At 42.5% G+C, this 20,451-nt stretch carries 22 protein-coding genes and 1 riboswitch; of the genes, 15 read left to right on the top strand and 7 right to left on the bottom strand.

Going from position 1 to position 20,451, the window contains the following annotated elements; all coding sequences use genetic code 11:
* Positions 1-2 precede the first annotated feature (2 nt).
* Positions 3-1,136: a response regulator gene (locus QFZ80_RS28395; RefSeq protein ID WP_307562161.1), complete on the top strand. Its 1,134-nt coding sequence runs from the start codon at positions 3-5 to the stop codon at positions 1,134-1,136.
* Between the two features lie 93 nt (positions 1,137-1,229).
* Here the strand turns inward: QFZ80_RS28395 and QFZ80_RS28390 are convergent, their stop codons facing one another.
* Positions 1,230-1,727: a DUF6022 family protein gene (locus tag QFZ80_RS28390; RefSeq protein WP_307552514.1), complete on the bottom strand. Its 498-nt coding sequence runs from the start codon at positions 1,725-1,727 to the stop codon at positions 1,230-1,232.
* A 204-nt stretch (positions 1,728-1,931) separates the two neighbouring features.
* On the opposite strand from QFZ80_RS28390, the gene QFZ80_RS28385 reads away from it, so the two are divergent.
* The 3 genes from QFZ80_RS28385 (at position 1,932) to QFZ80_RS28375 (ending at position 3,685) form a co-directional block, all read left to right on the top strand.
* On the top strand, positions 1,932-2,303 hold the full coding sequence (locus QFZ80_RS28385) for a hypothetical protein (protein ID WP_307562158.1): 372 nt from the start codon (positions 1,932-1,934) through the stop codon (positions 2,301-2,303).
* 238 nt (positions 2,304-2,541) lie between these two features.
* Entirely contained in the window at positions 2,542-2,718 is a 177-nt protein-coding gene (gene rpmF, locus QFZ80_RS28380; RefSeq protein WP_029193705.1) for a 50S ribosomal protein L32, read from the top strand.
* Positions 2,719-2,821: 103 nt separating this feature from the next.
* Complete coding sequence (locus QFZ80_RS28375; RefSeq protein WP_307562157.1) at positions 2,822-3,685, top strand: aminoglycoside phosphotransferase family protein; 864 nt, start codon at positions 2,822-2,824, stop codon at positions 3,683-3,685.
* Between the two features lie 89 nt (positions 3,686-3,774).
* Here the strand turns inward: QFZ80_RS28375 and gdhA are convergent, their stop codons facing one another.
* Together gdhA and QFZ80_RS28365 are read right to left on the bottom strand one after the other, a co-directional pair.
* Positions 3,775-5,145 (bottom strand): NADP-specific glutamate dehydrogenase, encoded by a 1,371-nt coding sequence (gdhA, locus tag QFZ80_RS28370; protein ID WP_373460185.1) that lies wholly within the window; start codon positions 5,143-5,145, stop codon positions 3,775-3,777.
* A gap of 383 nt (positions 5,146-5,528) precedes the next feature.
* Entirely contained in the window at positions 5,529-6,089 is a 561-nt protein-coding gene (locus QFZ80_RS28365; protein ID WP_307552521.1) for a DJ-1/PfpI family protein, read from the bottom strand.
* A 194-nt stretch (positions 6,090-6,283) separates the two neighbouring features.
* Here QFZ80_RS28365 and QFZ80_RS28360 point away from each other — a divergent pair, with 194 nt between their 5' ends.
* Entirely contained in the window at positions 6,284-6,511 is a 228-nt protein-coding gene (locus QFZ80_RS28360) for a YolD-like family protein (protein ID WP_307552523.1), read from the top strand.
* Positions 6,512-6,964: 453 nt separating this feature from the next.
* Positions 6,965-7,933: an SDR family NAD(P)-dependent oxidoreductase gene (locus QFZ80_RS28355; RefSeq protein ID WP_307562155.1), complete on the top strand. Its 969-nt coding sequence runs from the start codon at positions 6,965-6,967 to the stop codon at positions 7,931-7,933.
* 455 nt (positions 7,934-8,388) lie between these two features.
* Here QFZ80_RS28355 and QFZ80_RS28350 read toward each other — a convergent pair whose 3' ends face one another.
* Positions 8,389-8,607, bottom strand: a complete 219-nt coding sequence (locus tag QFZ80_RS28350) for a hypothetical protein (RefSeq protein ID WP_307562154.1) — start codon at positions 8,605-8,607, stop codon at positions 8,389-8,391.
* Positions 8,608-8,760: 153 nt separating this feature from the next.
* On the opposite strand from QFZ80_RS28350, the gene QFZ80_RS28345 reads away from it, so the two are divergent.
* Together QFZ80_RS28345 and QFZ80_RS28340 are read left to right on the top strand one after the other, a co-directional pair.
* Positions 8,761-9,486 (top strand): AAA family ATPase, encoded by a 726-nt coding sequence (locus QFZ80_RS28345; protein WP_307552528.1) that lies wholly within the window; start codon positions 8,761-8,763, stop codon positions 9,484-9,486.
* Between the two features lie 124 nt (positions 9,487-9,610).
* Entirely contained in the window at positions 9,611-10,618 is a 1,008-nt protein-coding gene (locus QFZ80_RS28340; RefSeq protein ID WP_307552530.1) for a DUF3231 family protein, read from the top strand.
* A gap of 192 nt (positions 10,619-10,810) precedes the next feature.
* Here QFZ80_RS28340 and QFZ80_RS28335 read toward each other — a convergent pair whose 3' ends face one another.
* Together QFZ80_RS28335 and QFZ80_RS28330 are read right to left on the bottom strand one after the other, a co-directional pair.
* Complete coding sequence (locus QFZ80_RS28335) at positions 10,811-11,215, bottom strand: CBS domain-containing protein (RefSeq protein ID WP_307552532.1); 405 nt, start codon at positions 11,213-11,215, stop codon at positions 10,811-10,813.
* 112 nt (positions 11,216-11,327) lie between these two features.
* Positions 11,328-11,495 carry a hypothetical protein gene (locus tag QFZ80_RS28330; protein WP_307552534.1) on the bottom strand — a complete coding sequence of 56 codons (168 nt, stop codon included), beginning with the start codon at positions 11,493-11,495 and terminating at the stop codon, positions 11,328-11,330.
* Positions 11,496-11,730: 235 nt separating this feature from the next.
* Positions 11,731-11,919, top strand: a riboswitch (Lysine riboswitch).
* Positions 11,920-12,083: 164 nt separating this feature from the next.
* Here QFZ80_RS28330 and QFZ80_RS28325 point away from each other — a divergent pair.
* The 7 genes from QFZ80_RS28325 to QFZ80_RS28295 all read left to right on the top strand — a co-directional run bounded on the left by QFZ80_RS28325 (position 12,084) and on the right by QFZ80_RS28295 (position 18,855).
* Entirely contained in the window at positions 12,084-13,475 is a 1,392-nt protein-coding gene (locus QFZ80_RS28325) for an amino acid permease (protein ID WP_307564259.1), read from the top strand.
* Between the two features lie 219 nt (positions 13,476-13,694).
* Positions 13,695-14,141, top strand: coding sequence for a hypothetical protein (locus tag QFZ80_RS28320; RefSeq protein ID WP_307562153.1), 447 nt, complete (start codon positions 13,695-13,697; stop codon positions 14,139-14,141).
* Position 14,142: 1 nt separating this feature from the next.
* A complete protein-coding gene (locus tag QFZ80_RS28315; protein ID WP_307552539.1) occupies positions 14,143-14,358 on the top strand; it encodes a helix-turn-helix transcriptional regulator in 216 nt (71 codons plus the stop codon).
* Between the two features lie 12 nt (positions 14,359-14,370).
* Complete coding sequence (locus tag QFZ80_RS28310; protein WP_307562152.1) at positions 14,371-15,087, top strand: DUF4386 domain-containing protein; 717 nt, start codon at positions 14,371-14,373, stop codon at positions 15,085-15,087.
* Between the two features lie 263 nt (positions 15,088-15,350).
* On the top strand, positions 15,351-16,355 hold the full coding sequence (locus QFZ80_RS28305) for an MGH1-like glycoside hydrolase domain-containing protein (RefSeq protein ID WP_307562150.1): 1,005 nt from the start codon (positions 15,351-15,353) through the stop codon (positions 16,353-16,355).
* A gap of 551 nt (positions 16,356-16,906) precedes the next feature.
* A complete protein-coding gene (locus tag QFZ80_RS28300) occupies positions 16,907-17,620 on the top strand; it encodes an ABC transporter ATP-binding protein (protein WP_307562148.1) in 714 nt (237 codons plus the stop codon).
* 14 nt (positions 17,621-17,634) lie between these two features.
* Positions 17,635-18,855, top strand: a complete 1,221-nt coding sequence (locus tag QFZ80_RS28295; RefSeq protein ID WP_307562146.1) for an ABC transporter permease — start codon at positions 17,635-17,637, stop codon at positions 18,853-18,855.
* Between the two features lie 83 nt (positions 18,856-18,938).
* On the opposite strand, the gene QFZ80_RS28290 is transcribed toward QFZ80_RS28295, so the two are convergent.
* Complete coding sequence (locus tag QFZ80_RS28290) at positions 18,939-20,411, bottom strand: S8 family serine peptidase (RefSeq protein ID WP_307552549.1); 1,473 nt, start codon at positions 20,409-20,411, stop codon at positions 18,939-18,941.
* Between the last annotated feature and the right edge of the window lie 40 nt (positions 20,412-20,451).

Raw genomic sequence — 20,451 nt, 5'->3', positions numbered from 1 at the left:
ACATGATTCGAATCGTTGCGGTAGACGACGAGCTGCCCGCACTTCGAAGGGTAGGGAAGCTGTTGGAATCGTTCGAAGAAGTCCAGGTATGCGGTTTGTTCGATAAATCCACTGTTTTCCTAGAGTATATATTAACTGAGCCAGAGCCGATTGATCTGGTCCTGCTCGATATGGACATGCCTACGCTGCACGGCCTGGAACTGGCGCGTCGGCTTCGTGAGTGCCGGCCGGAGATCCATATCGCGTTCCTAACGGCTTATGAGGAGTTTGCCAGGGAAGCTTTTGATGTGGAGGCGCTTGATTATCTATTGAAGCCGGTGTTGAAGGAAGATTTGTCCCGCATGATCAGTCGGTTTTTGAAACGGAGCAGGCGCGACGGGGAAGGGGAAAATCGACCTGAAACGGGAATAGTGGTGAATAGCTTCGGTCCATTCACCATTACGATGGATAATGGCGTTCAGATCAAATTCCGCAACTCGAAAGGGAAGGAGCTTCTGGCGTATCTGCACCACCATCGCGGCAAACCGGTCAGCAAGGCGCAAATCATGGAGGAAATCTGGTATGGCCGTGATGTGGAACGGACTCAAGTCAATCTGCATTCGACGATCTACCAGTTGCGCAAAGATTTGGAAACCTGTGGTCTATCTGGTCTCATCGAGCAGACGAAGATAGCAGGGGGCAGCTACAGTCTGAATTGGTCTACATTCATATATGATGATGTCGTTGCTTACGAAAACGAGGTTAACCTGTTTAAGCGTACCTTATCATTGACACATGCGCTTCGAGCTGTGCAACACTATGGGGGTGGCTATTTGAGTGGAGGTGGATATGGTTGGGCTGCACCACGGCAGGCAGAGCTGGAGCTAAGCTATGCGGAACTATTGGAAGCTATTGTGGATACGTATGTACGGCAGCAGCGCTACGATATTGCGTTGAACCCGATGCGGAAATGGGCTGAACTGTTTCCCTTAAGCGGAAGGCTTCATGCCAAGATGATCGCGCTTCTGCTGCTAATGAACAGGGATGCGGATGCCAGAGCTTATCATGAGCTTGTACGGGAGCTGCTCGATCGGACAGAGGATTTGTCGGAGATTGATTTTGTCAGCTTGTCTGCCAACCCGTCGGCTTTGTTTTGAAAGCCCATTTGGCAACAACGCGCTTTAGAAAATAGACCTCCGACTCCACTTTCATGGTGGTTCGGAAGTCTATTTTAAGAGGTCTTATTAGTCTTACCTATTAATCTCCTTGATTTGCCGAATTCCTTTTACAATATCGACCTTGACGCTCTCTTGCAACGAATATAATAGCGGTGCAGAAGGTATGTCAAACTTCATATGAGAATGGGGGATTTCTGTTAGTAACGTTCCAATCGGTTGATCTTGCTTATTTCGGATAACGTTCCAGAATATTCTCGACCTATTCTCTTCTGATCCCCATTTTTCAAGGGAGTTTCGAAAAATCAAACATTTTCCGATGACAAAGTCGTTCTCCTCAAGGGTCTCCTTAGCTGTGAATCCAGCGTCTTCCAGCCGATCAAATATCGTAGGCATAAGCTGATCCAAGTAAAGCCCGTAGGCTGCATCTTCGATTTCAAGAAAAGCAGCCGATAATTGCTCATGCATAGACTCGTACAAGGACCCCCATTCAGAATCGATATAACGGTTGCCTACTTCGCCAATTTGTTCGATAGTCATGTCATGATGGAAGGTTGGGAATTTTTTTTCCACAAAATACGCCTCCTTTTTTTACTTGCCCTTTCATTGTATAACATTGAAGCAAATTGGAAGGTTAAGGGAAAAAAACAACTAAAAGTAGAGTGTTATTTGAACAAACATTATAAATGTTGTTAATGTTTATATGCCATTGATATAATTGCGGTATACTCGGCCACTTCTCTTGGCATTGTGCTGTTTCTGGATGTACTTGACGCTTTGATCGCCAATCGGATGCTTTTGCTCACGAAAACCCATCAGCCAAAGGCGGATTCGACTCCATCCGCTCCTTCCTTCTTTAGCGAGTTTAAGCTTGGCTGGAAAGCCTTTATTCAGGAAAAACCGATTGTACTACTTACTGTCGGCACCGCGATTTTCGGTATTGCGTTCATGCCGCTTCCGACCTTGTTTCCCTTTATGACCTGTCGCATTTCGGCCGCGGCGGCTACAGCGCGAGCGTGGTCGAATCCATATTCGGTATCAAGGCGCGATCCTGCTGTCTACGCTCGGTTCCCGCTTGAAAGACATTTCGTATATTTGCTTAAGTTTGGTTGGAATCGGCCTCACCTGCGTAGTTATCGGGGTCATTAGCCAAGAGTCGTTCATCCTGTTCGTCATCCTTTCATCCATCATGGGAATGGCGGCCCCGTTCTTCAATGGTCCTTATATGGCGATGCTTCCCGGGCTGTATTCCAATGTATTTTATTATTACGATGAGTTTTAATTATAAAAAATTCGTTTACATTGAATGCTATAACATTGACAAATCGTACTGAGAAAAGCTATGATATCTCTTGTTGATTTGAAAGTAACAGGAGGTGTTTTGAATATGGCTGTTCCTCAAAGAAGAACGTCCAAAACACGTCGCGATAAGCGCCGTACTCACTTTAAACTGGCTGTGCCAGGAATGGTGAAGTGTGAACAATGTGCAGAATTAAAAATGGCACATCATGTTTGCAAAAACTGCGGTTCATATAAAGGTAGAGAGATCGTAAAAGCTCAATAATAATATGAATTGCATCTTAAATGACACTCTAATCAATTAGAGTGTCATTTTTGTATGATAAAGACAATATAAAAAGACTGTATTCACTAAGGGGGAAGTAAAAATGACACCAAAACTAGATGTTAACCAAATCATTAAAGACCTTAGTAAAACAGGTGTAATAGAAACAACCGCGATAGCTGCTAATAAGATGAACGGGACCACGGAAGGACTTGTGTATACTCTTACAGTAAACGATGAACCCAAATACGTGCTGAAGATGGATAGCCCTCAAAATATTTTCTTAGTGGAACAATTACATCTGACTTATATAGAAAGCACTTTGTTGCCGAAACTTCTTTATACTGAACCTAATAAAGCATTCATTGTATATTCATATATTACTGGTACAACCCATTATAATCGTGGTTCAAAAATAGACTGGCTAACAACTCTAGTCAAAGAACTCTTGAATCATTATGCAATTTATCAAAAAACAGACAAGTGGGGCTTCTGGTTGGAAGATCCTTGTCAAACTTGGCATGAATATATTGATCAGGGTGTGGAATATGCTCGAATTAATATTGGAAGTCTTTTACCCACTGAGGATTATTATAAAGTGAAATCATTTGTTGAAAACATATCGAAGGGAGAGAGACAAGAACGGTTTTTGCTTCACGGCGATTGTGGTGTCCATAATTTCGTGTTTGATAAAAATGCATTAATAGGAGTAATTGATCCCTCACCGATTGTCGGGCCTTTGCTATATGATTTTATTTATGCTTTTTGCTCCTCACCTGACGATTTGAACTTGGAAATTTTATTTCAAGCATTCACTTTACTAACTCATGAACCAATAGAAAGATCAAGGCTTATTGAAGAAGTGATCATTCAACTTTATTGTCGCATCGGGATTTGCTTAAAACATCATCCACATGATTTATCGGATTACTTAAAAGCATGGGACTATTGGAAAGTCTTATCGTAATGAAAAAAAACAAACGTCTTTATTCCGATGAAATGAACCGGAGCAGAGAGGCTTGTTTTAAATGAATTTTTTGATAATTGCTGTTTTCCCTAAACAACACCTTGAGCAATCATGGCGTCGGCCACTTTTGTAAAGCCTGCAATATTGGCGCCTACTACAAGATTGCCCGGATGCCCGTATTCCTCTGCCGCTTGGACGGCACTTTTGTAAATATTTTTCATAATCGCATGGAGCTTATCGTCCACCTCATGGAATTGCCATGAGTATCTCATACTGTTTTGAGACATTTCTAGCGCTGATACGGCAACACCGCCTGCATTCGCTGCCTTGGCCGGTCCAAAAAGCACACCTGCCTGTAGGAATACATCAATCGCTTCCAAGGTAGATGGCATATTCGCGCCTTCCCCCACCGCAATTACTCCGTTGCTTACAAGGATCCTCGCAGCATCCTCATTAATCTCGTTCTGTGTTGCGCTAGGAAGCGCAATGTCACATGGAACGGACCATATGCCGTGACAACCCTCATGATAGGTTGAGGTCGGATGATCCTTTACATACTCGCTGATTCTCTTTCTATCCACTTCCTTCAACCGTCGAATCGTGTCTAAGCAGATCCCTTTTTTATCATAGATATAGCCATTGGAGTCGCTGCAAGCAACGACCTTGGCGCCTAGCTGTATCGCCTTTTGCATGGCATAGATGGCCACGTTGCCGGAACCGGAAACTACTACGGTGCTGCCCTCGAAGCTAAGGCCCTTGGATTGCAGCATTTCATTCACAAAGTAAACACATCCATACCCAGTTGCTTCAGTGCGTCCTAAGCTGCCGCCATAGATGATACCTTTACCTGTCAGTACACCAGCCTCGTGAGCACCGCGAATTCTCTTGTATTGACCGAACATGTAACCAATTTCGCGTGCGCCTACGCCAATGTCTCCTGCCGGAACGTCGGTGTCCTGACCCATATATTTATAGAGCTCTGTCATGAAACTTTGAGTAAAGCGCATGATTTCATTATCGGACTTTCCTTTAGGATCGAAATCGGAGCCGCCTTTTCCGCCGCCGATCGGCTGGCCTGTTAGGGAGTTTTTGAAAGTTTGTTCAAATCCAAGAAATTTAATAATGCTCGCATTAACGGAGGGATGAAAACGCAACCCACCCTTGTACGGCCCAATCGCACTGTTAAATTGAACACGAAAACCACGATTAACTTGCGTTATCCCTTGGTCATCTACCCAGGGCACGCGGAAAGTGATTAAGCGCTCTGGTTCCACGATCCGCTCAAGAATACCGTATTTCATATACTTCGGATGCTTAGAGAGAACCGGGATCAGCGACTCTAAAATCTCCTTCACAGCTTGATGGAACTCATATTCATAAGGATTACGTTTGACTACGGTTTCGTATACGACGTGTACATATTCCCTTGCAACTGCCTCATTATCCACTTGAACAATCACAACCTCATCCACCTTCATAATCAGTTATAGTAAAATGTCTAATAGTATAGTTTTACCTTATCCTTGGCAATTGGGCAATTAAAATTTACATGTCATGTAAGCTTACTTTTTTGTGTTAATTAAGTGCTCATTTGGTATAAAATAACATGACATACATGCTGCACTACTAGGGGGTGAAGTTGGTGTGATTGAGGTGGGTAACAGGGCGCTTTCTGTCAGTTTGGCCTTATGGTCGCACTAGATTAGATGAGGACAAATTTTTGTAACATGACGGAAAATAATAGTTCAACATTAAAAGGGCTGCAGGGGCAGCCCTCGGTATTCGCTTACTTCTGGAGGCCAAGCGGTATTGCAAAAAATCGGAGGTATAGGATCAACCTAAGTTATTTGGAGAGTAGCTTCAAAAACTCACGCATGAAGCCTGGTAAATCCGGCCAAGCGTGACCAGTGACTAATTTACCATCCACATGAAGTAAATCTGTTGTATACAAAGCTCCGAGCTGCTCGACATCTAAACGACAAGCGTTATAGGCAGTCATGGTGCGGCCTTCAAAAAAGCGATTGTCTTTTAAAGCGGAGAATACCTGTGCAGCATGGCAAATAGCGCCGATTGGTTTATCAGCTTCAAGGAAGTGACGAATAATACGTGGAACATGTTCGTTCGAACGGATGTACTCTGGGGCTCTGCCTCCAGGAATGATTAAACCATCATATTGACTAGGATCTACATCAACGAAAGCGATGTGTGACGGCAGCAGATGCCCCGGTTTCTCTGTATAGGTCTCCCAATCGTCGATAAAATCGTGAACGACTGTACGAAGTACTTTCTTCGTCGGTGAAGCAATTATGGCCTCGTACCCTTCCTCTAATACACGAAAATAGGGGTAATAAACTTCTAGAACTTCTGCAGCATCACCAGTTAGAATTAAGATTCTCTTTGACATGGAATCACTCCTTGGAAATAGATGGTAACCCACCTATAATTATGAATAAACCTCGTTTCGTTGTAAACGGGTGGAATTTGATACGATTTGTCGAATCGAACGAATGAAGTATATCCCAAAGACTCTTTACCACTCATCCTACTAAAAGTATAATAAGATTAGAACGAATGTTCTGGGATTGGAGTTGAGTCATAATGAGTATTAGTAATCGTGAGAATAAAAAGATAGCCAACGTAATGGCTAATGCCTTACTTAGCCAGCAATTTATTATTGTAAAGATTTATAATGAGGCTGGGGATGGGCAAATTACAGGTCTAATAACCAAAATTGATCAAGAGATAAGAAGAGTAAAGTTATCCCACGAAAATGGTACGGATTGGGTAGCATTTGACGATATCTTGAATGTAGAATTGGTGGAATAATACTTAAGTTATACTTTGCTTTTTATTTGGCAATACTAGTGGTTATTGCGTTAAAAACGGAAAAGAAAGAAAACCTGTTTACCGGATAATGTTCGAATTAAAAATGTATCCATATTGGAATTGAAAATTGAATAAAGTATTGCCTGCAATATGGTTAATTTCTCTTTTCAGGTAAGACGCAAGAATGAAGAAGCTGAGATCAATGATCCAGCTTCTTTTTATTTTCTTCGGTGAAAATAAAGTCAGTAGCTTCATAAAAACCAGCGTATTCATCCCCTAAAATTGAAAGCAAAAGTGAATTTCGTAAAAGGTATACTGAAACGTGAGGGAGAAAAAAAGGTCTTCCTTGTACAAAAACAAACATTTAGTGATTGACCAATCAATAACAAGATGATATGATGATTTCAAGTTAGTGATTGATCAATAACAAATAACGAAATGAGGCCGATGAAAATGGAAAAAGCAATTGTAATTGGAGCAACGGGCGGGACGGGAGCAGCCATCACGGAAGAACTGGTCAAACGGGGGATACGTACTATTGCATTTGGGCGTTCGCGTCAGAAATTGGATCAGTTTGCTGGAAAGCTTGGAAATCCCGCGCACTTGACACTGGCCGTTGGAGACGCAATGCGCCCTGATGATATTGTAGCTCAAGCAGGCGGTGCTGACGTTTTGTTCCATTGCGCGAACGTACCCTATCACGAGATGGAGAAGAAGCTGATACCTCTAGGCCAATCGGTCATGGAGGCGGCAGAACGGCTAGCGATTAGAGTTGTAGCGATTGACGGGATCTATCCTTATGGGAGAAGACAAACAGCTCTTGTGACAGAAGAGCATCCCAAACAGCCTCATACGAAAAAAGGAAAAGTCCGCCTGGACTATGAGCGGATGTTGTTTAGCAAGCGGTGGAGCAAGGCCAAAGTCATGATTGTACGCTTGCCCGACTATTATGGACCAACGGCTAATGAAGCCTCGTATTTAGGTTCAACCTTAGAAGCGATCGCTGCTGGGAAAATGGCTTTTTTCGTTGGCAACATGCATGTTCCTCGCGAATTCGTTTACTTGCCGGATGCGGCTGCCATGATTACCGAGCTGGCAAGCAAAGACTTCAGTTACGGACAGAACTGGCATATACCCGGGGTTGGGCTCATATCAGGACGAGAGATCGTACAGATTGCACAAGCGGCAAGTGGCCATGTTAAACCGGTCATTCCAATGAAAAAATTAGGTTTATCAATACTAGGTATGTTCGTGCCTGTCATGAAAGAAGTCATCGAGATGCTTTACTTAACCGAAGAGCCTTTGACACTAAGCGGTGACAAATACAATCGGTTAATCGGACCAATCGCCGCGACGCCGTTCCAGGAGGGTATTACCGCAACTATTATGGCATTGCAGCAGGGGAGATCAACTATTGCGTGATAGTTATTGAATGATTAATTACAATGAAATCTCTGTCTACCAATAGAATGTGACTATAGTTCGACAAAATAAGTGCTGAACTTATCTATAATGTGACAAACATTTATCCAATGTAAACTTATAATGTATATATCACAGAATCAGAAGTCCTGCTTCTCATTTACAGATACTTGGGAGGGATGGTCAACATGGACATGCAGTTCATAAAAAGGTTACACACGCTCAATCGTCGCGACGAATTGAGATCAAGACTACTTATTGAAGGCGTTAAACTCACTCTCAAACGAAAAAAGAAATTGAGTTTATTCGGCAGGTTTTTTAATAACAGAAAGAAACCGGTTATCGCTAAAGGATGGAACTGAAATTTTTTTGTAATCATCACGGATAGTTGTATCACTATATTGGTGGCACCAAATAACTATGGCGGGAGCTGGTTTATCCGGATCTCGTCTTTTTTACGTTTCAGCACGAAAAATGGTCCCATCATCACGGAAGTAATATGCGATTTCATCCGTTCTCGTGCTCAGTCTTACGGATTTATTAGTAAATTTTTCGATGATTCCGCGATCTACTTCGCAGTACACACCGTCAGCGTCCGTCTGCCACACGGAAACCGAAGTTTGTGATAATGCTGCAGCAAATAGATCCGTATCAGATTCCAGCATCTTAGGCATTAGCGTCGACCTCACCTTCGGATAGGTCAATTGCGACCAGCTTATACAAAATATTACTTGAGTATATGTAATAGCTTATCATGTAATAACGTAGTTATGTTAAAATAACAACATGCACTAGGTTCATGAAAGTTTTGTTTGGAGTTGAAATTAATGTACTTGCGAAGTCTTGAGATTCTGAGGAATGATCGTACGGATCCGAAAACCTATCCTTTTTCCATACCTGCTGTGAAGTCTTTAAATTCACTTTCATTTCGAACGAATGTCACCTTTCTTGTTGGGGAGAATGGTTCGGGTAAATCAACGCTCCTTGAAGCAATTGCTTATCAAAGTGGGTTTAATACGGCTGGCGGAGGGAAGAACAACTATTATGATGTGGATGCTTCGCATTCCATTCTTGGGGATCATATTCGTCTTTCATGGATGCCTAAAATCACGAATGGCTTTTTCCTAAGAGCAGAGACTTTTTATCACTTTGCATCCCATTTGGATACTTTGCCCGAAAGTCTGCAATATTACGGTGGTCGTTCTTTACATGAGCAATCGCATGGGGAAGCGTTTCTTTCTCTTTTTAAACATCGTTTTGGGAAAAAGGCGATTTACCTTCTTGACGAACCTGAGGCGGCTCTATCCCCTGCAAGGCAATTGGCATTAATGCGGGTTATCAAGGATTTAGAGAAAGAAGCTCAGTTTATCATTGCAACGCATTCTCCGATACTTCTCGGATTTCCAGATGCACAGATTATTAACTTTGATGTTCATCCCGTAGAGGAAATTAGATATGAGGACACGCTCCATTACATCATCACAAGACGGTTTCTTGAAAACAGAAAGACGGTCCTGCAGGAGCTATTTTCCGATTCCGATGATGAAAATTAGCGAAAAACTTTAGTTTAACAGGAGCTGCTATGAAGCGGCTTCTTTTTTTTATTTCATTAGGGAATTTAAATGGAGTTAATGGATAAAAATAATCATTAATCATTAAAACAAGGGAGTATAACCAATGAATTCAAACCATGTACCATTGACGTCATCAGAAATAGGAAACTTGTGGATGACTTATCAAGAAAAAACAATGTTATTGCAGTTTTTAGAGTATTTCCTTGAGCATGTAGAAAATGATGACATTCAACAAATCTTAAAGTCGACTTACGATTCATCGGAACAAATTGTAGAATCCATTAAACATATTTTCCAACAAGAAGGAGCAGTTATTCCACTTGGCTTTACGGCAAACGACGTTAATAAAGGAGTTCCTAAGTTATTTGATTTTCTGTATGAGCCCATGTTTTTACATATGATAAGCAAGATTGAGGCTAGTCTTTTTGCATTGTACTCAACGATGTCCTATCGTAAAGATATAAGACAACTATTTAAGCAATTAACAGCAAACGCACAAGAGATGTTTGACCAATGTACACAGTTTCTTTTAGATAAAGGGGTTCTTGTCCGCCCTCCTTTTATGACAATGCCCAAAGAAATTGCCTTTATTAAGGATGAAAATTATTTATCAGGATTTAATTTGCTAAGGGAAACAAGATCATTAAATGCCATTGAAATTTCCCTTTTACATCATGCCATTGAGACTAACCTTACCGGCATGCAACTAATGATTGGGTTCGCCCAAGTAGCTAATGATAAGAAAGTTAAAGAATATTTTGTTGAAGGAATGAAATTGTCCAAAGAAGTTGAAACAACACTAGGTGAATATTTACGTCAAGATTACATAGAGCCGCCTGCCACTCATGCAGGGAAAGCGACGAATTCTACGGTTGCTCCTTTTTCGGATAAGTTAATGATGTATATCACTAACTTATTAGGATCATTTGGTATTGGTAGCAATGCACTGGGTGGAGCTTTTAGTTTGCGAAGTGATTTGCTGGTGACGATGGCTCGACTTACTCAGAAAATTATACCCTTTGTCAAAGACGGTGGAGAATTAATGATCAAAAACGGCTGGATGGAGGAACCACCACAAGTTGAAGATAGAAAACAACTAACGAAAACATGATGTTAACGAACACATGTAAGCTGCCGCAATTTAATTGGGCAGCTTGTTTATGTTAACGGACAAATTAAGCACAATAAACATTTATTTGGGATTATTGTTAATTCGAGAATTAAAGGAGGCAGAGTGTCTTGAATTTTGTCGATGTAGTAGAAAAAGGGGAAAGATATTGCCAAAGCATTGGCATTAGGTTCATCAATCGGTTATGTTTCTCATATAATATTCAATTATATCTTTCCGGCGAATAATTCCTATGAAAATATTTTCGTCATCTACAACCGGAACAAAATTTTGATCAGCTGCTAGCGCCAGCATATCTTCCATGTAGGCATTAATTGAAACGGACTCATTATGAATATGCTTCTCAATTTCGCTCACGGGCACTTGATCCAAATTATCAAAATGAAGCCCAGGTGTATTCTTTAAGGTCCATAACAGGTCACCTTCCGACAGTGTACCTACATATTTCCCGTCACTAGCAACAATGGGAAGTGCTGTGTAATAATGATTTTCTAATTGTTCTAGCGCTTCCCGCATGGAAGCCGACGATGTAATAAAGGCAACCTTGTCTTTGGGTAATAGAAAAGAGGCTATTGTCATAGTGATTAACTCCTTTTCTCAGAAATTTCAATCAATTATATGTTCATTAAAACATAAATGTCTTACAAAGGCATTGGAAAATGTTTCCATTTAAGCGAGTGACACCAGTATCTTAATAAATGATTTCATCCAAAACTTGCGTTAGCCTAACCAGATCCTCCCTAATATCCCGGCAAGACCTACTGATCATACTCAACTCTCTCCAGCCTTCCTCTATTTCAGCAATCATCAGGTCAATATCTCCATTAGTGATCTTTCTTTCCTCCATATTGGTCAGCATTCGAAGCTCCTTTAATCATGTTAATTGTTTCATTAGTATAAGTTTCGTTATGTTGTTCACGAATGAGGGTGTAGAGGACAGTCGAATTATGAATGACAGCTGTTTTGTGGTTCACATATTAAGCAAGAAAGCAGATAAAACCATACAAATTTGGAATAAATATCTATTGATTAATAACCTGAAGCTAATTAAAATAGTAAAGTTATTAAAACTAAATATGAACCCTCATCAACCTAGATGAGGTAGAGGTCGCGATGTTGAAGAGTACATCGGAGGAAGTCCAGTAAAGACTGTTGATTCCGATGAAAAGGCAACATTGCCGAAGCCGCACGGTATACTGACCGCGCTCGGCTGGGGCCGTTTCCGAAAGGAACGGAACTGTCATACTGTTGAATCCAAAACAGTGTGTTGTGCTATCTTGAAACAGGATAAATGAGGGAGTAGAAGCTGCCTAACTTATTTAAGAAGAGAGGCGGCTTTTTTGCGTTTGTAGCCTTCTATTTAAAGAAAGTTAACGGAAAACAAGATAAAGGGAGCGTATAGAAATTGAAAGAGAACAAGTTACGTAGAGGCTTGAAGTCGCGCCACATGACGATGATTTCACTCGGCGGATCGATTGGAACAGGGTTGTTCCTAGCTAGCGGCGGGGCGATTCATACGGCTGGACCAGGCGGCGCGCTGTTAGCATACTTCATCATTGGAATTATGGTTTACTTTTTGGTAACAAGCTTAGGAGAAATGGCGACATTTATGCCGGTATCTGGAACATTCAGTACCTATGCAACGAAATTCGTAGATCCATCCTTTGGCTTCGCACTAGGGTGGAATTATTGGTATAATTGGGCAATTACAATCGCGGCAGAGTTGTCCGCGGCGACGTTAATTATTAAGTTCTGGCTGCCTGACAGCCCCTCGTTCCTATGGAGTGCATTATTTCTTGCATTGATGGTTGGTCTTAATTTATTGTCTGTTAAAAGCTTTGGTGAGTCGGAATATTGGTTCGCTATGATAAAGATTGTAACAATTGTTGTGTTTATCGGTATCGGATTGCTAATGATCGTCGGCATCTGGGGCGGAGAAGCGATTGGATTCAGTAATTTTACAGCAGGTGACGCGCCGATTTCGGGCGGTTTGCTTGCAGTTCTTGGTGTTTGTATGGCTGCTGGTTTCTCCTTCCAAGGAACAGAACTCGTCGGTATTGCAGCAGGGGAGTCTGAGAATCCTCGGAAGAGCGTTCCTCGCGCGATCCGCAGCGTGTTCTGGAGAATTCTATTGTTTTATATCTTAGCTATTTTCGTTGTTGGCATGCTGATTCCGTATTCCACAGATACATTGGCTAGCGACAGCGTAGCGGCGAGTCCGTTTACGATTATTTTCGAAAAAGCAGGCTTAAGCATAGCAGCTTCTGTAATGAATGCCGTAATCCTTAGCTCGGTTTTATCCGCAGGGAACTCAGGGATGTACGCTTCTACACGCATGCTGTGGGTATTGGCGAAAGAAGGTAAAGCACCTAAATTATTCACTAAATTAAATAAAAGCGGGATTCCAGTTTACGCCCTGCTCGCGACAGCTGCAATCGGAATGCTTGCTTTCCTTGCCTCCTTCTTTGGTGATGGTCAAGTGTACATTTGGCTATTGAACGCATCAGGTATGTCTGGATTCATTGCATGGCTTGGTATTGCAATTAGCCATTACCGTTTCCGTAAAGCTTACGTTGCACAAGGGCACAAAGTAGCTGATCTTCCATACCGCTCCATGTGGTTCCCGTTTGGGCCGATCTTGGCAGGGGTAATGTGTATGATTGTCATCATTGGCCAAAGCATTAGCGCATTTTCGGAAGGTCAGGTGGACTGGAAATTCGTATTCGCTTCCTATGTTGGAATTCCATTTTTCTTGGTGTTGTGGCTGGGCTACAAGTGGAAATACAAAACAAAAGTGTTAAAACTGGAAGAATGCAATTTGGATTCAACAGAAGATTAATTGAACAAAAGAGCAAAGGCGTAAGCGCCTTTGCTCTTTTTGCATAGGGACTGTCCCAAATTGTCGCACAGTATATCTCTCGGACATCTTCGACTACTTTTTGGACAGCCTCTATCCCATAAATGTAAAGAATACTTGACATAATGTATAATGGATAATATACTGTGTATATAATACTTTACTTTTTCTATAAATATTAACAGAAAAGGAGTGGTGAATATGTCCTTTCAAGAAAAGAGAAACGTCGTATCTTTAATTTCTACCTTACTAATTTTTTCTATCTATAGTATGTATGTGTTTCAAAAGTACCAAGAAGGGAGCTTTCATACATCAAATGCATTCAGCTTCTGGGGAGCCTTCATCTTAATTCTAATCCCAGTGTCGATTTTAGCAAAAATCATCATTCATATCGTATTCAGTATTGTCAATACCATAGCAACGAATGAGAAAGAACCTCGAATTACGGATGAGCTGGACCAATTAATTGAATTGAAATCCACAAGAAATTCTCATTATGTCTTTATCATTGGTTTTCTTCTAGCGATGATACCGTCGGTCATGGATCAACCACCCTATGTTATGTTCATCATACTTATTAGTTCAGGGTTATTATCAGAGGTGATTGGAGTCATCACACAGCTGTATCTTTATCGGAGAGGAGTCTAAGATGGGCAAAGGTCATATTAGCAACAATATTCGGATCTTACGCTTTAACCATGATGAAATGACCCAACAACAGTTAGCAGATAAAGCGGGGGTGACACGACAGACCATCGTTGCCATCGAGAAAGGAAATTACTCCCCTTCTCTGGAATTGGCTTTTCGTATTGCTCGCGTGTTCGGCTTAACGTTGGAAGAAGTGTTCTCTTTTGTGGAAAATTAGGAGGGGTTAGCAATGATAAACCGTAATACAGAAGCTTCACCGCTTTATTATGCTAGAGTCGCAGGGTTAGGGCTTCTACTTATGGCCGTACTTGCTATGTTTTCTAATTTTTCTGTTCTTGAGGGTCTTATTGTACCGGGTGATGCAGCAGCAACCGCTAGTAACATCATAGCCAATGAAATGTTATTTCGGAGTGGATTTATCAGCTTTGTCATCGTGCTTATACTTGATGTGCTGGTTGCTTGGGCACTGTATGTTCTCCTCAAACCCGTTAATAAGAATCTTGCCATGCTCGCGGCGTGTTTTAGATTGGTATACACCGCTATTTTTGGAATCGCCTTGTCTAATTTTTTGAATGTTCTACCACTTCTAAATGGTGCTGAATACTTAACGGTATTCACAAAAGAACAGTTACACGCTCAGGTGTTGTTACTGATTGATGCCTTTAACAATGGATGGCTTATTGGATTGGTATTTTTCGGATTTCATTTGTTGGTGGTTGGTTATTTAATAGTCAAATCAGGAGGCTACCTACCAAGAATAATTGGGATCTTCTTGATCATTGCATCTGTTGGATATGTAATAGATAGTACTGCACATTTTCTTCTACCTAACTACACCGACTACAAAACAATATTCGTACTCATTGTAGCCGTGCCTGGTGTGATTGGAGAGTTATCATTAGCTTTCTGGCTTCTGATTAAGGGTATAAAGGTTCAACAGAGGTAATAGTTATCCAAAATAAGAGGGATAACTATTAGATTATGGTCATATTTCTTAAAGCGATACTCACAAAATCAACCTCCCACGATGGGAGGTTTTTTATTTTCGAACAATATGACTATTCACGCCGAACAAAATTCTCCCTTACCCCCTCGCAACCCAAAACACGCAACAAATTACCTACCCATCACAAACAACTGTCGGTTCTTACCCAGATCTCCATTCGGTACAATGAAAGCGCATACTGCTTTCGTAAAGGAGAATGAATCATGAACTTTGACCTAAACGTTGTACCTTTCAGCCGGAGAGAATCCTTCCTAGCGATTTCGATTCTGCCTGAAGCCCAAGATAGACAACAAGGCCTGTATCTGCGCACCGTTCGTGGCGGCGACGATAAATTTGGCGAGGCGTTCCATATGGATATGCTGGATGAAAGCGGTCAATCCGTGTCATTCCAGGCAATAGCTTGTCCGGAGTTGATTAGGCTTGAATCGACAGGAGGCTTAAAGGCTGAGATTTGTATTTCCGATCACCGAACATTTCGGATTCGCACGAAAGGCTGTGGCATTCGCTTAACCTTCCGTACGGCGGCTTACGATTACGCGTATCAAGCAGCCTCCAGCAGCTGGGAAGTGAATAGCTTCACCCATGAATGCAGGTTCATGCTGACAGCGCTAGGTGGCGACTTGAGGATGGAAGTGCCATGGGACAAAATTAAAAGCTCCTACGTAATCGCAGACTTCTTGCCTGACCGCAAATCGGGTATATCCGAGTTTGCTGTAGAGGAATTCCACACCGTGTGGGAGCCGCGCGCTGCTTGGGAATCCTTCGATGACGCTGTGAAGCAAGTGAAGGAAGAGTTTAATCAGTGGCTGAATCGCATGCTGCCTCTGCCAGAACGCTGGCATGAAAGTCGGGAACTTGCGGCTTATATCACATGGTCCTGCCTCGTTCCGGCAGAGGGGTGCCTAACTCGATCGGCGATGTATAAGTCGAAGAACTGGATGACGAATATTTGGAGTTGGGATCACTGTTTCAATGCGATGGCGCTCGTTCGCCACGATCCGAAGCTGGCGTGGGATCAATTCATGATATTCTTTGACCGCCAGGATGAGAGCGGCTTGATTCCGGATTTCATCAATAATAAGTATGAACTCTGGAACTGCAACAAGCCGCCGATACACGGTTGGACACTTTCCTGGATGATGTGCGCTGGAGCATATCTCGAAAGAAGCGTACACACAGCCGGAAATTGTGCGTTCGGCCCCGCATAACAATACCGTTCACCGGAACGATGAATCGTCCCTAGATGATCCGAAACAGTGGTGACTTACTTGGCGGGCATATTTGAAAAGACGCAACCGGTATAAACCGATCTATCCTATTATCTTGCTATCATCTATAACAGAGAGGCTCCGTGAGGGGCCTTTCTTTTTTGTCAGGGATCGGCCTTGGGGTTGTTTGTTTAGTCGCTATTATTACCGGAGGAGTTTTGCTTCATAATGAGCTATTTGAATCTTCACAACTGGGGTTATTGTTAAAGGATTGGAAATTTACTTGGGAATATACACGGTACTTCTTGTTTTGGTACTTACTTTGGTGAATCCTGTTTGGAGGAACCCTCTAATCTTCTTTTTACTGGTTTTTCTCGCAGGAATGTTATGGGGGAGTATGGTCATCAAGTATCGTACATTGCGGGGTTCAATCATTAGCCATTCATTGGCAGATATTGGTCATTCATTTTCCGTAATCCACTTCATGATACGATATTGGAAATGTGCAGATGCGTGATATATGATGTGGGTAGAAGGGATCGTGACCGAGAATGTCAGAAGAACGATTAGCTGTACTAGAAGTACATATCGATCAGGCTGGTTATGATGAGGTTCCAGATATAATAAAACAGATTCATTTTGATGTAGGGCAAGGTGAACTGGTGGGTCTGCTAGGTCCAAATGGAGCTGGCAAGAGCACAACGATTAAGAGTATCCTTGGTTTATTGAAGGATTTCAAGGGTGAAATCTCTTTTAAAGGTGAACGAAAAAGCTACGCTTACATTCCGGAACATCCGATTCTGTATGATGAGTTGACCTTGTGGGAGCATTTGGAATTTGCTGCATCCGTCTACGATCTGGATCGAACGGTTTTCCTAGAGCGTGCTGATGATCTCTTACATCGGTTCCGACTTTTGGATGAAAAGCATCAACTGCCCGGGAAATTTTCCAAAGGGATGCAGCAGAAAATTATGCTAATCCTCGGCTTTTTGAATAAACCAGATGTGTATATTGTAGACGAGCCTTTCATTGGATTGGATCCGAAAGCGATTAAAGATTTCTTAGGGATGTTGGATGAGGAACGCAAGCGCGGTGCAGGCATTCTGATGAGTACCCATGTGTTAGATACAGCAGAACGGATTTGCAGTTCGTTTGTGCTTCTTTCAGGTGGCAGATTGGTAGCAAATGGAACATTGCAGGATATTCAAAAGCAATGCGGCATGCCTGATGCGCCATTGTTCGACTGCTTCCATTCCTTATTATGAAGGGGGCTAATGGGTTGAAGAGCAGCTTTCAGGTTTTCACACGAAGAGTGCTTTCGGATTGGCATTTCCAGTATCGGGCTTTGCGAATGGCTGTGGATTGGATCATTGCGATTTATTTTGTCATTCCGCTGATGATTGTGGCTGGTTACCATTATTACTCATGGTGGGCGACTCAGCCTTCTTGGTTTAGTTGGATATCGATGTCTATAATTGCCACGGCCTTCTATGTATTCTCTTGGCTCGGAACCATTCGATACTTTGTTGAGGAGGGGGACCAGCTTTTCCTCCGACAGAAGCAAAATTGGTTTCGGCATCTCATGTTACTCGGCTATAGATACTCTCTTGTACTGCAGGGAATCACTACGTTAATATTGATGTTCGTATTTCTTCCTCTATTAGTTCAAACGTATTCCTTTAGCATGTTACAAGTTATTTGCTTATGGCTGCTTACCTATTTGCTGAAAATTAACTTAGGCTTGCTTCGCCAATTGCTTACACTTCGTTTAAATGGATTTGTGCTTTGGTTGCTGCGGATTGTGGTTTTTGTAGGTCTATTCTTCTTGTATCAAGTGTTAGTTACGGGAGTCAGTCATAACACTTACTATAGTTGGGCGGCTATTCTTCTTTTACTAGTGCTGGTTGTTTTCTTAAGCAGAATACGGCTGCAAGAAAAAGGGGCCTTCTTCGCTGATATCGCCAGAGAAAGAGATGCACGGATGCGAATTGTCTCTCTGATGTTAATTCGTGTTCTCGAGCGGAAAAGAAAACCGACACGGAAGTACCCCCTTTTATTCGGGAAATCGCAGCGCTTGTTCAAGGGGAAAGGTGCTAACAACGGAATCGCTGATTTATTAACGAAATCCTTTTTTAGAAATGGTACACAGTGGAAGCAAACGATACAGTTCGTCGTTGTGATCAGTGGAGCTATGTTTATTTTGCCGGGAGTCCTTAAAATTACGATCTGGGTCCTTGCTGCATGCCTACTGGTATTTTGGAGAAAATCATTCTGTAAAGATGAATTGAAAGATCCGTTCCTGACTCTTTTTCCTATTCAGGATACAACGAAACATCAAGCTCTCCAATCTGCAATTCCAATTCTTGTACTGCCGGCGCTGATCTTAATCAGCCTATGTATGGGGATCTCTTTCTTCACCTGGTGGGGACCAGTACTGATGATCGGAGCCGCAATTCCGTTAGCTTATGGGACCTCTTCTGTATTTACAAGTTGGTATTGAGTAGGGGAATTACTTTACTTTAAGGTAGGTATGAGATCAAAAAGCCCAGTGCCAAAAACGGCACTGGGCTCTTGATCATGAACTTATCTGACTAGAGCATTGTATACATTCGCTTCACCTGCGCCGTAAAAAGCATCATTGCCGGTTGGGCCGTAATCGTTTGCTGTTTTTTCAATTAATGCTGCTACTTGGGCAGGGTTCAACTCCGGATGAGCCGCTTTAATTACGCCTGCAATACCAGCCACTTTCGGAGCTGCCATGGATGTACCGTGGAGCAGCGCGTAGCTATGGAGGTTAGAAGTGAAGTACGAAGGCAAATAGGTCGGCCATGTGCTTAGTGCGCGATAGTGGAAATCCCGTTGGTTCAAATCCAGAGTTTCAGCATATACGGGCCCATTATCGCCGCCTGGTGCAGCTACATCGATTTGATTTAACCCATAATTAGAATAAAATGCGACATTGTTCGTCGACCACTTGTTCGAGGATGAAACATTGATGACACCATTAATTTGACCAGGTATTTCTGTTGTTTTCCCTTTAAATACAACGTCAGGGGAACCGTAAGTAGCGTTTAGATAGTCGATCATCGCTTTGTTATCGCGTAGGTTAAGACCTTCATTACCAGCTGCCGTTACCACCGTTACGTTATGGTTGACAGCATATTGAATGGCACGTTTCCAAAGCAGGATGTCAGCAACATCCGAATATTTGGTTCCATCTACATAATACTTTTGGGAGTCAAATCCGCCGATCGACATGTTAATGACGTCAACCTTATCGTTAGCCGCTTGAATGATAGCAGCTACAATCCAGGCCGTAGGCGCACCTTGTCCGCCAGGAAATACGCGGTAGGAGCGGATGCCAAGATTCGGGCCGACCCCTTTGACTTTGCCGTTCCCGGCAATTGATCCTGCCACATGCGTTCCATGTCCATCGCGGTCCAGTAGATCGTTAGGATCACCGGTTTCACTGGTATCTGTTCCTGCGGGTACAAAGTTCATGCCACCGAGGAAGTTAGCTTTTAAGTCGGGATGATTAGCATCAATACCGCTGTCAATAACGCCTACAACGGCCTTATGCGTGCCGCCTGTGCCGCCGGTTTCAATCGCAAACGAAGCTCCGTTATTCGTCACTTTCTTAATGTCCCACTGATAATCCCAGTAGCTGCTCGTTTCTTCCGGCTGGGGAATATCTGTCACTGGCTGACCGTCAGCTGCAGAGGGATCTACTGTACCATCGCTTAGCTTATGTACCATCTGAACGTTGGCAGCAGCAATATCCTTGAATGATTGCAGCTTTGTCATAAATTCGGTGCTGGACGAACGCACCTCCAATCCTCCAATCTCAGGAATGGCCCGAACAACTTGCCCGCCTGCCGCTTGAATCATTGCTGCATAACCAGTCGGAAGCTGGTTCGAGAATGCAATTACATATGTTTTGGATGTTGTTCCACCTGTGCTGTTCTTCGATGCTGCCATTGCAGATATGCCGCCACCCATTACTGTAGAGACAGCCAAAATACTAGTTACCACCAGGGTTGTCCACTTACGCTTCATAATTGCCCTCCTTCAATTTAAGAAAAATTGCAGTTCTAAT

The organism is Paenibacillus sp. V4I7 (assembly GCF_030817275.1).
GTDB lineage: Bacteria > Bacillota > Bacilli > Paenibacillales > NBRC-103111 > Paenibacillus_E.
This window is presented reverse-complemented; position numbering and strand designations above follow the sequence as displayed.

Excerpts from the sequence above, each read along its gene's own strand:
- QFZ80_RS28395 (WP_307562161.1), top strand. The coding sequence starts at position 3 with ATGATTCGAATCGTTGCGGTAGACGACGAGCTGCCCGCACTTCGAAGG.
- rpmF (WP_029193705.1), top strand. The coding sequence starts at position 2,542 with ATGGCTGTTCCTCAAAGAAGAACGTCCAAAACACGTCGCGATAAGCGC.
- QFZ80_RS28375 (WP_307562157.1), top strand. The coding sequence starts at position 2,822 with ATGACACCAAAACTAGATGTTAACCAAATCATTAAAGACCTTAGTAAA.
- QFZ80_RS28365 (WP_307552521.1), bottom strand. The coding sequence starts at position 6,089 with ATGTCAAAGAGAATCTTAATTCTAACTGGTGATGCTGCAGAAGTTCTA.
- QFZ80_RS28360 (WP_307552523.1), top strand. The coding sequence starts at position 6,284 with ATGAGTATTAGTAATCGTGAGAATAAAAAGATAGCCAACGTAATGGCT.
- QFZ80_RS28355 (WP_307562155.1), top strand. The coding sequence starts at position 6,965 with ATGGAAAAAGCAATTGTAATTGGAGCAACGGGCGGGACGGGAGCAGCC.
- QFZ80_RS28350 (WP_307562154.1), bottom strand. The coding sequence starts at position 8,607 with ATGCCTAAGATGCTGGAATCTGATACGGATCTATTTGCTGCAGCATTA.
- QFZ80_RS28345 (WP_307552528.1), top strand. The coding sequence starts at position 8,761 with ATGTACTTGCGAAGTCTTGAGATTCTGAGGAATGATCGTACGGATCCG.
- QFZ80_RS28340 (WP_307552530.1), top strand. The coding sequence starts at position 9,611 with ATGAATTCAAACCATGTACCATTGACGTCATCAGAAATAGGAAACTTG.
- QFZ80_RS28335 (WP_307552532.1), bottom strand. The coding sequence starts at position 11,215 with ATGACAATAGCCTCTTTTCTATTACCCAAAGACAAGGTTGCCTTTATT.
- QFZ80_RS28330 (WP_307552534.1), bottom strand. The coding sequence starts at position 11,495 with ATGCTGACCAATATGGAGGAAAGAAAGATCACTAATGGAGATATTGAC.
- QFZ80_RS28325 (WP_307564259.1), top strand. The coding sequence starts at position 12,084 with ATGACGATGATTTCACTCGGCGGATCGATTGGAACAGGGTTGTTCCTA.
- QFZ80_RS28320 (WP_307562153.1), top strand. The coding sequence starts at position 13,695 with ATGTCCTTTCAAGAAAAGAGAAACGTCGTATCTTTAATTTCTACCTTA.
- QFZ80_RS28315 (WP_307552539.1), top strand. The coding sequence starts at position 14,143 with ATGGGCAAAGGTCATATTAGCAACAATATTCGGATCTTACGCTTTAAC.
- QFZ80_RS28310 (WP_307562152.1), top strand. The coding sequence starts at position 14,371 with ATGATAAACCGTAATACAGAAGCTTCACCGCTTTATTATGCTAGAGTC.
- QFZ80_RS28305 (WP_307562150.1), top strand. The coding sequence starts at position 15,351 with ATGAACTTTGACCTAAACGTTGTACCTTTCAGCCGGAGAGAATCCTTC.
- QFZ80_RS28300 (WP_307562148.1), top strand. The coding sequence starts at position 16,907 with ATGTCAGAAGAACGATTAGCTGTACTAGAAGTACATATCGATCAGGCT.
- QFZ80_RS28290 (WP_307552549.1), bottom strand. The coding sequence starts at position 20,411 with ATGAAGCGTAAGTGGACAACCCTGGTGGTAACTAGTATTTTGGCTGTC.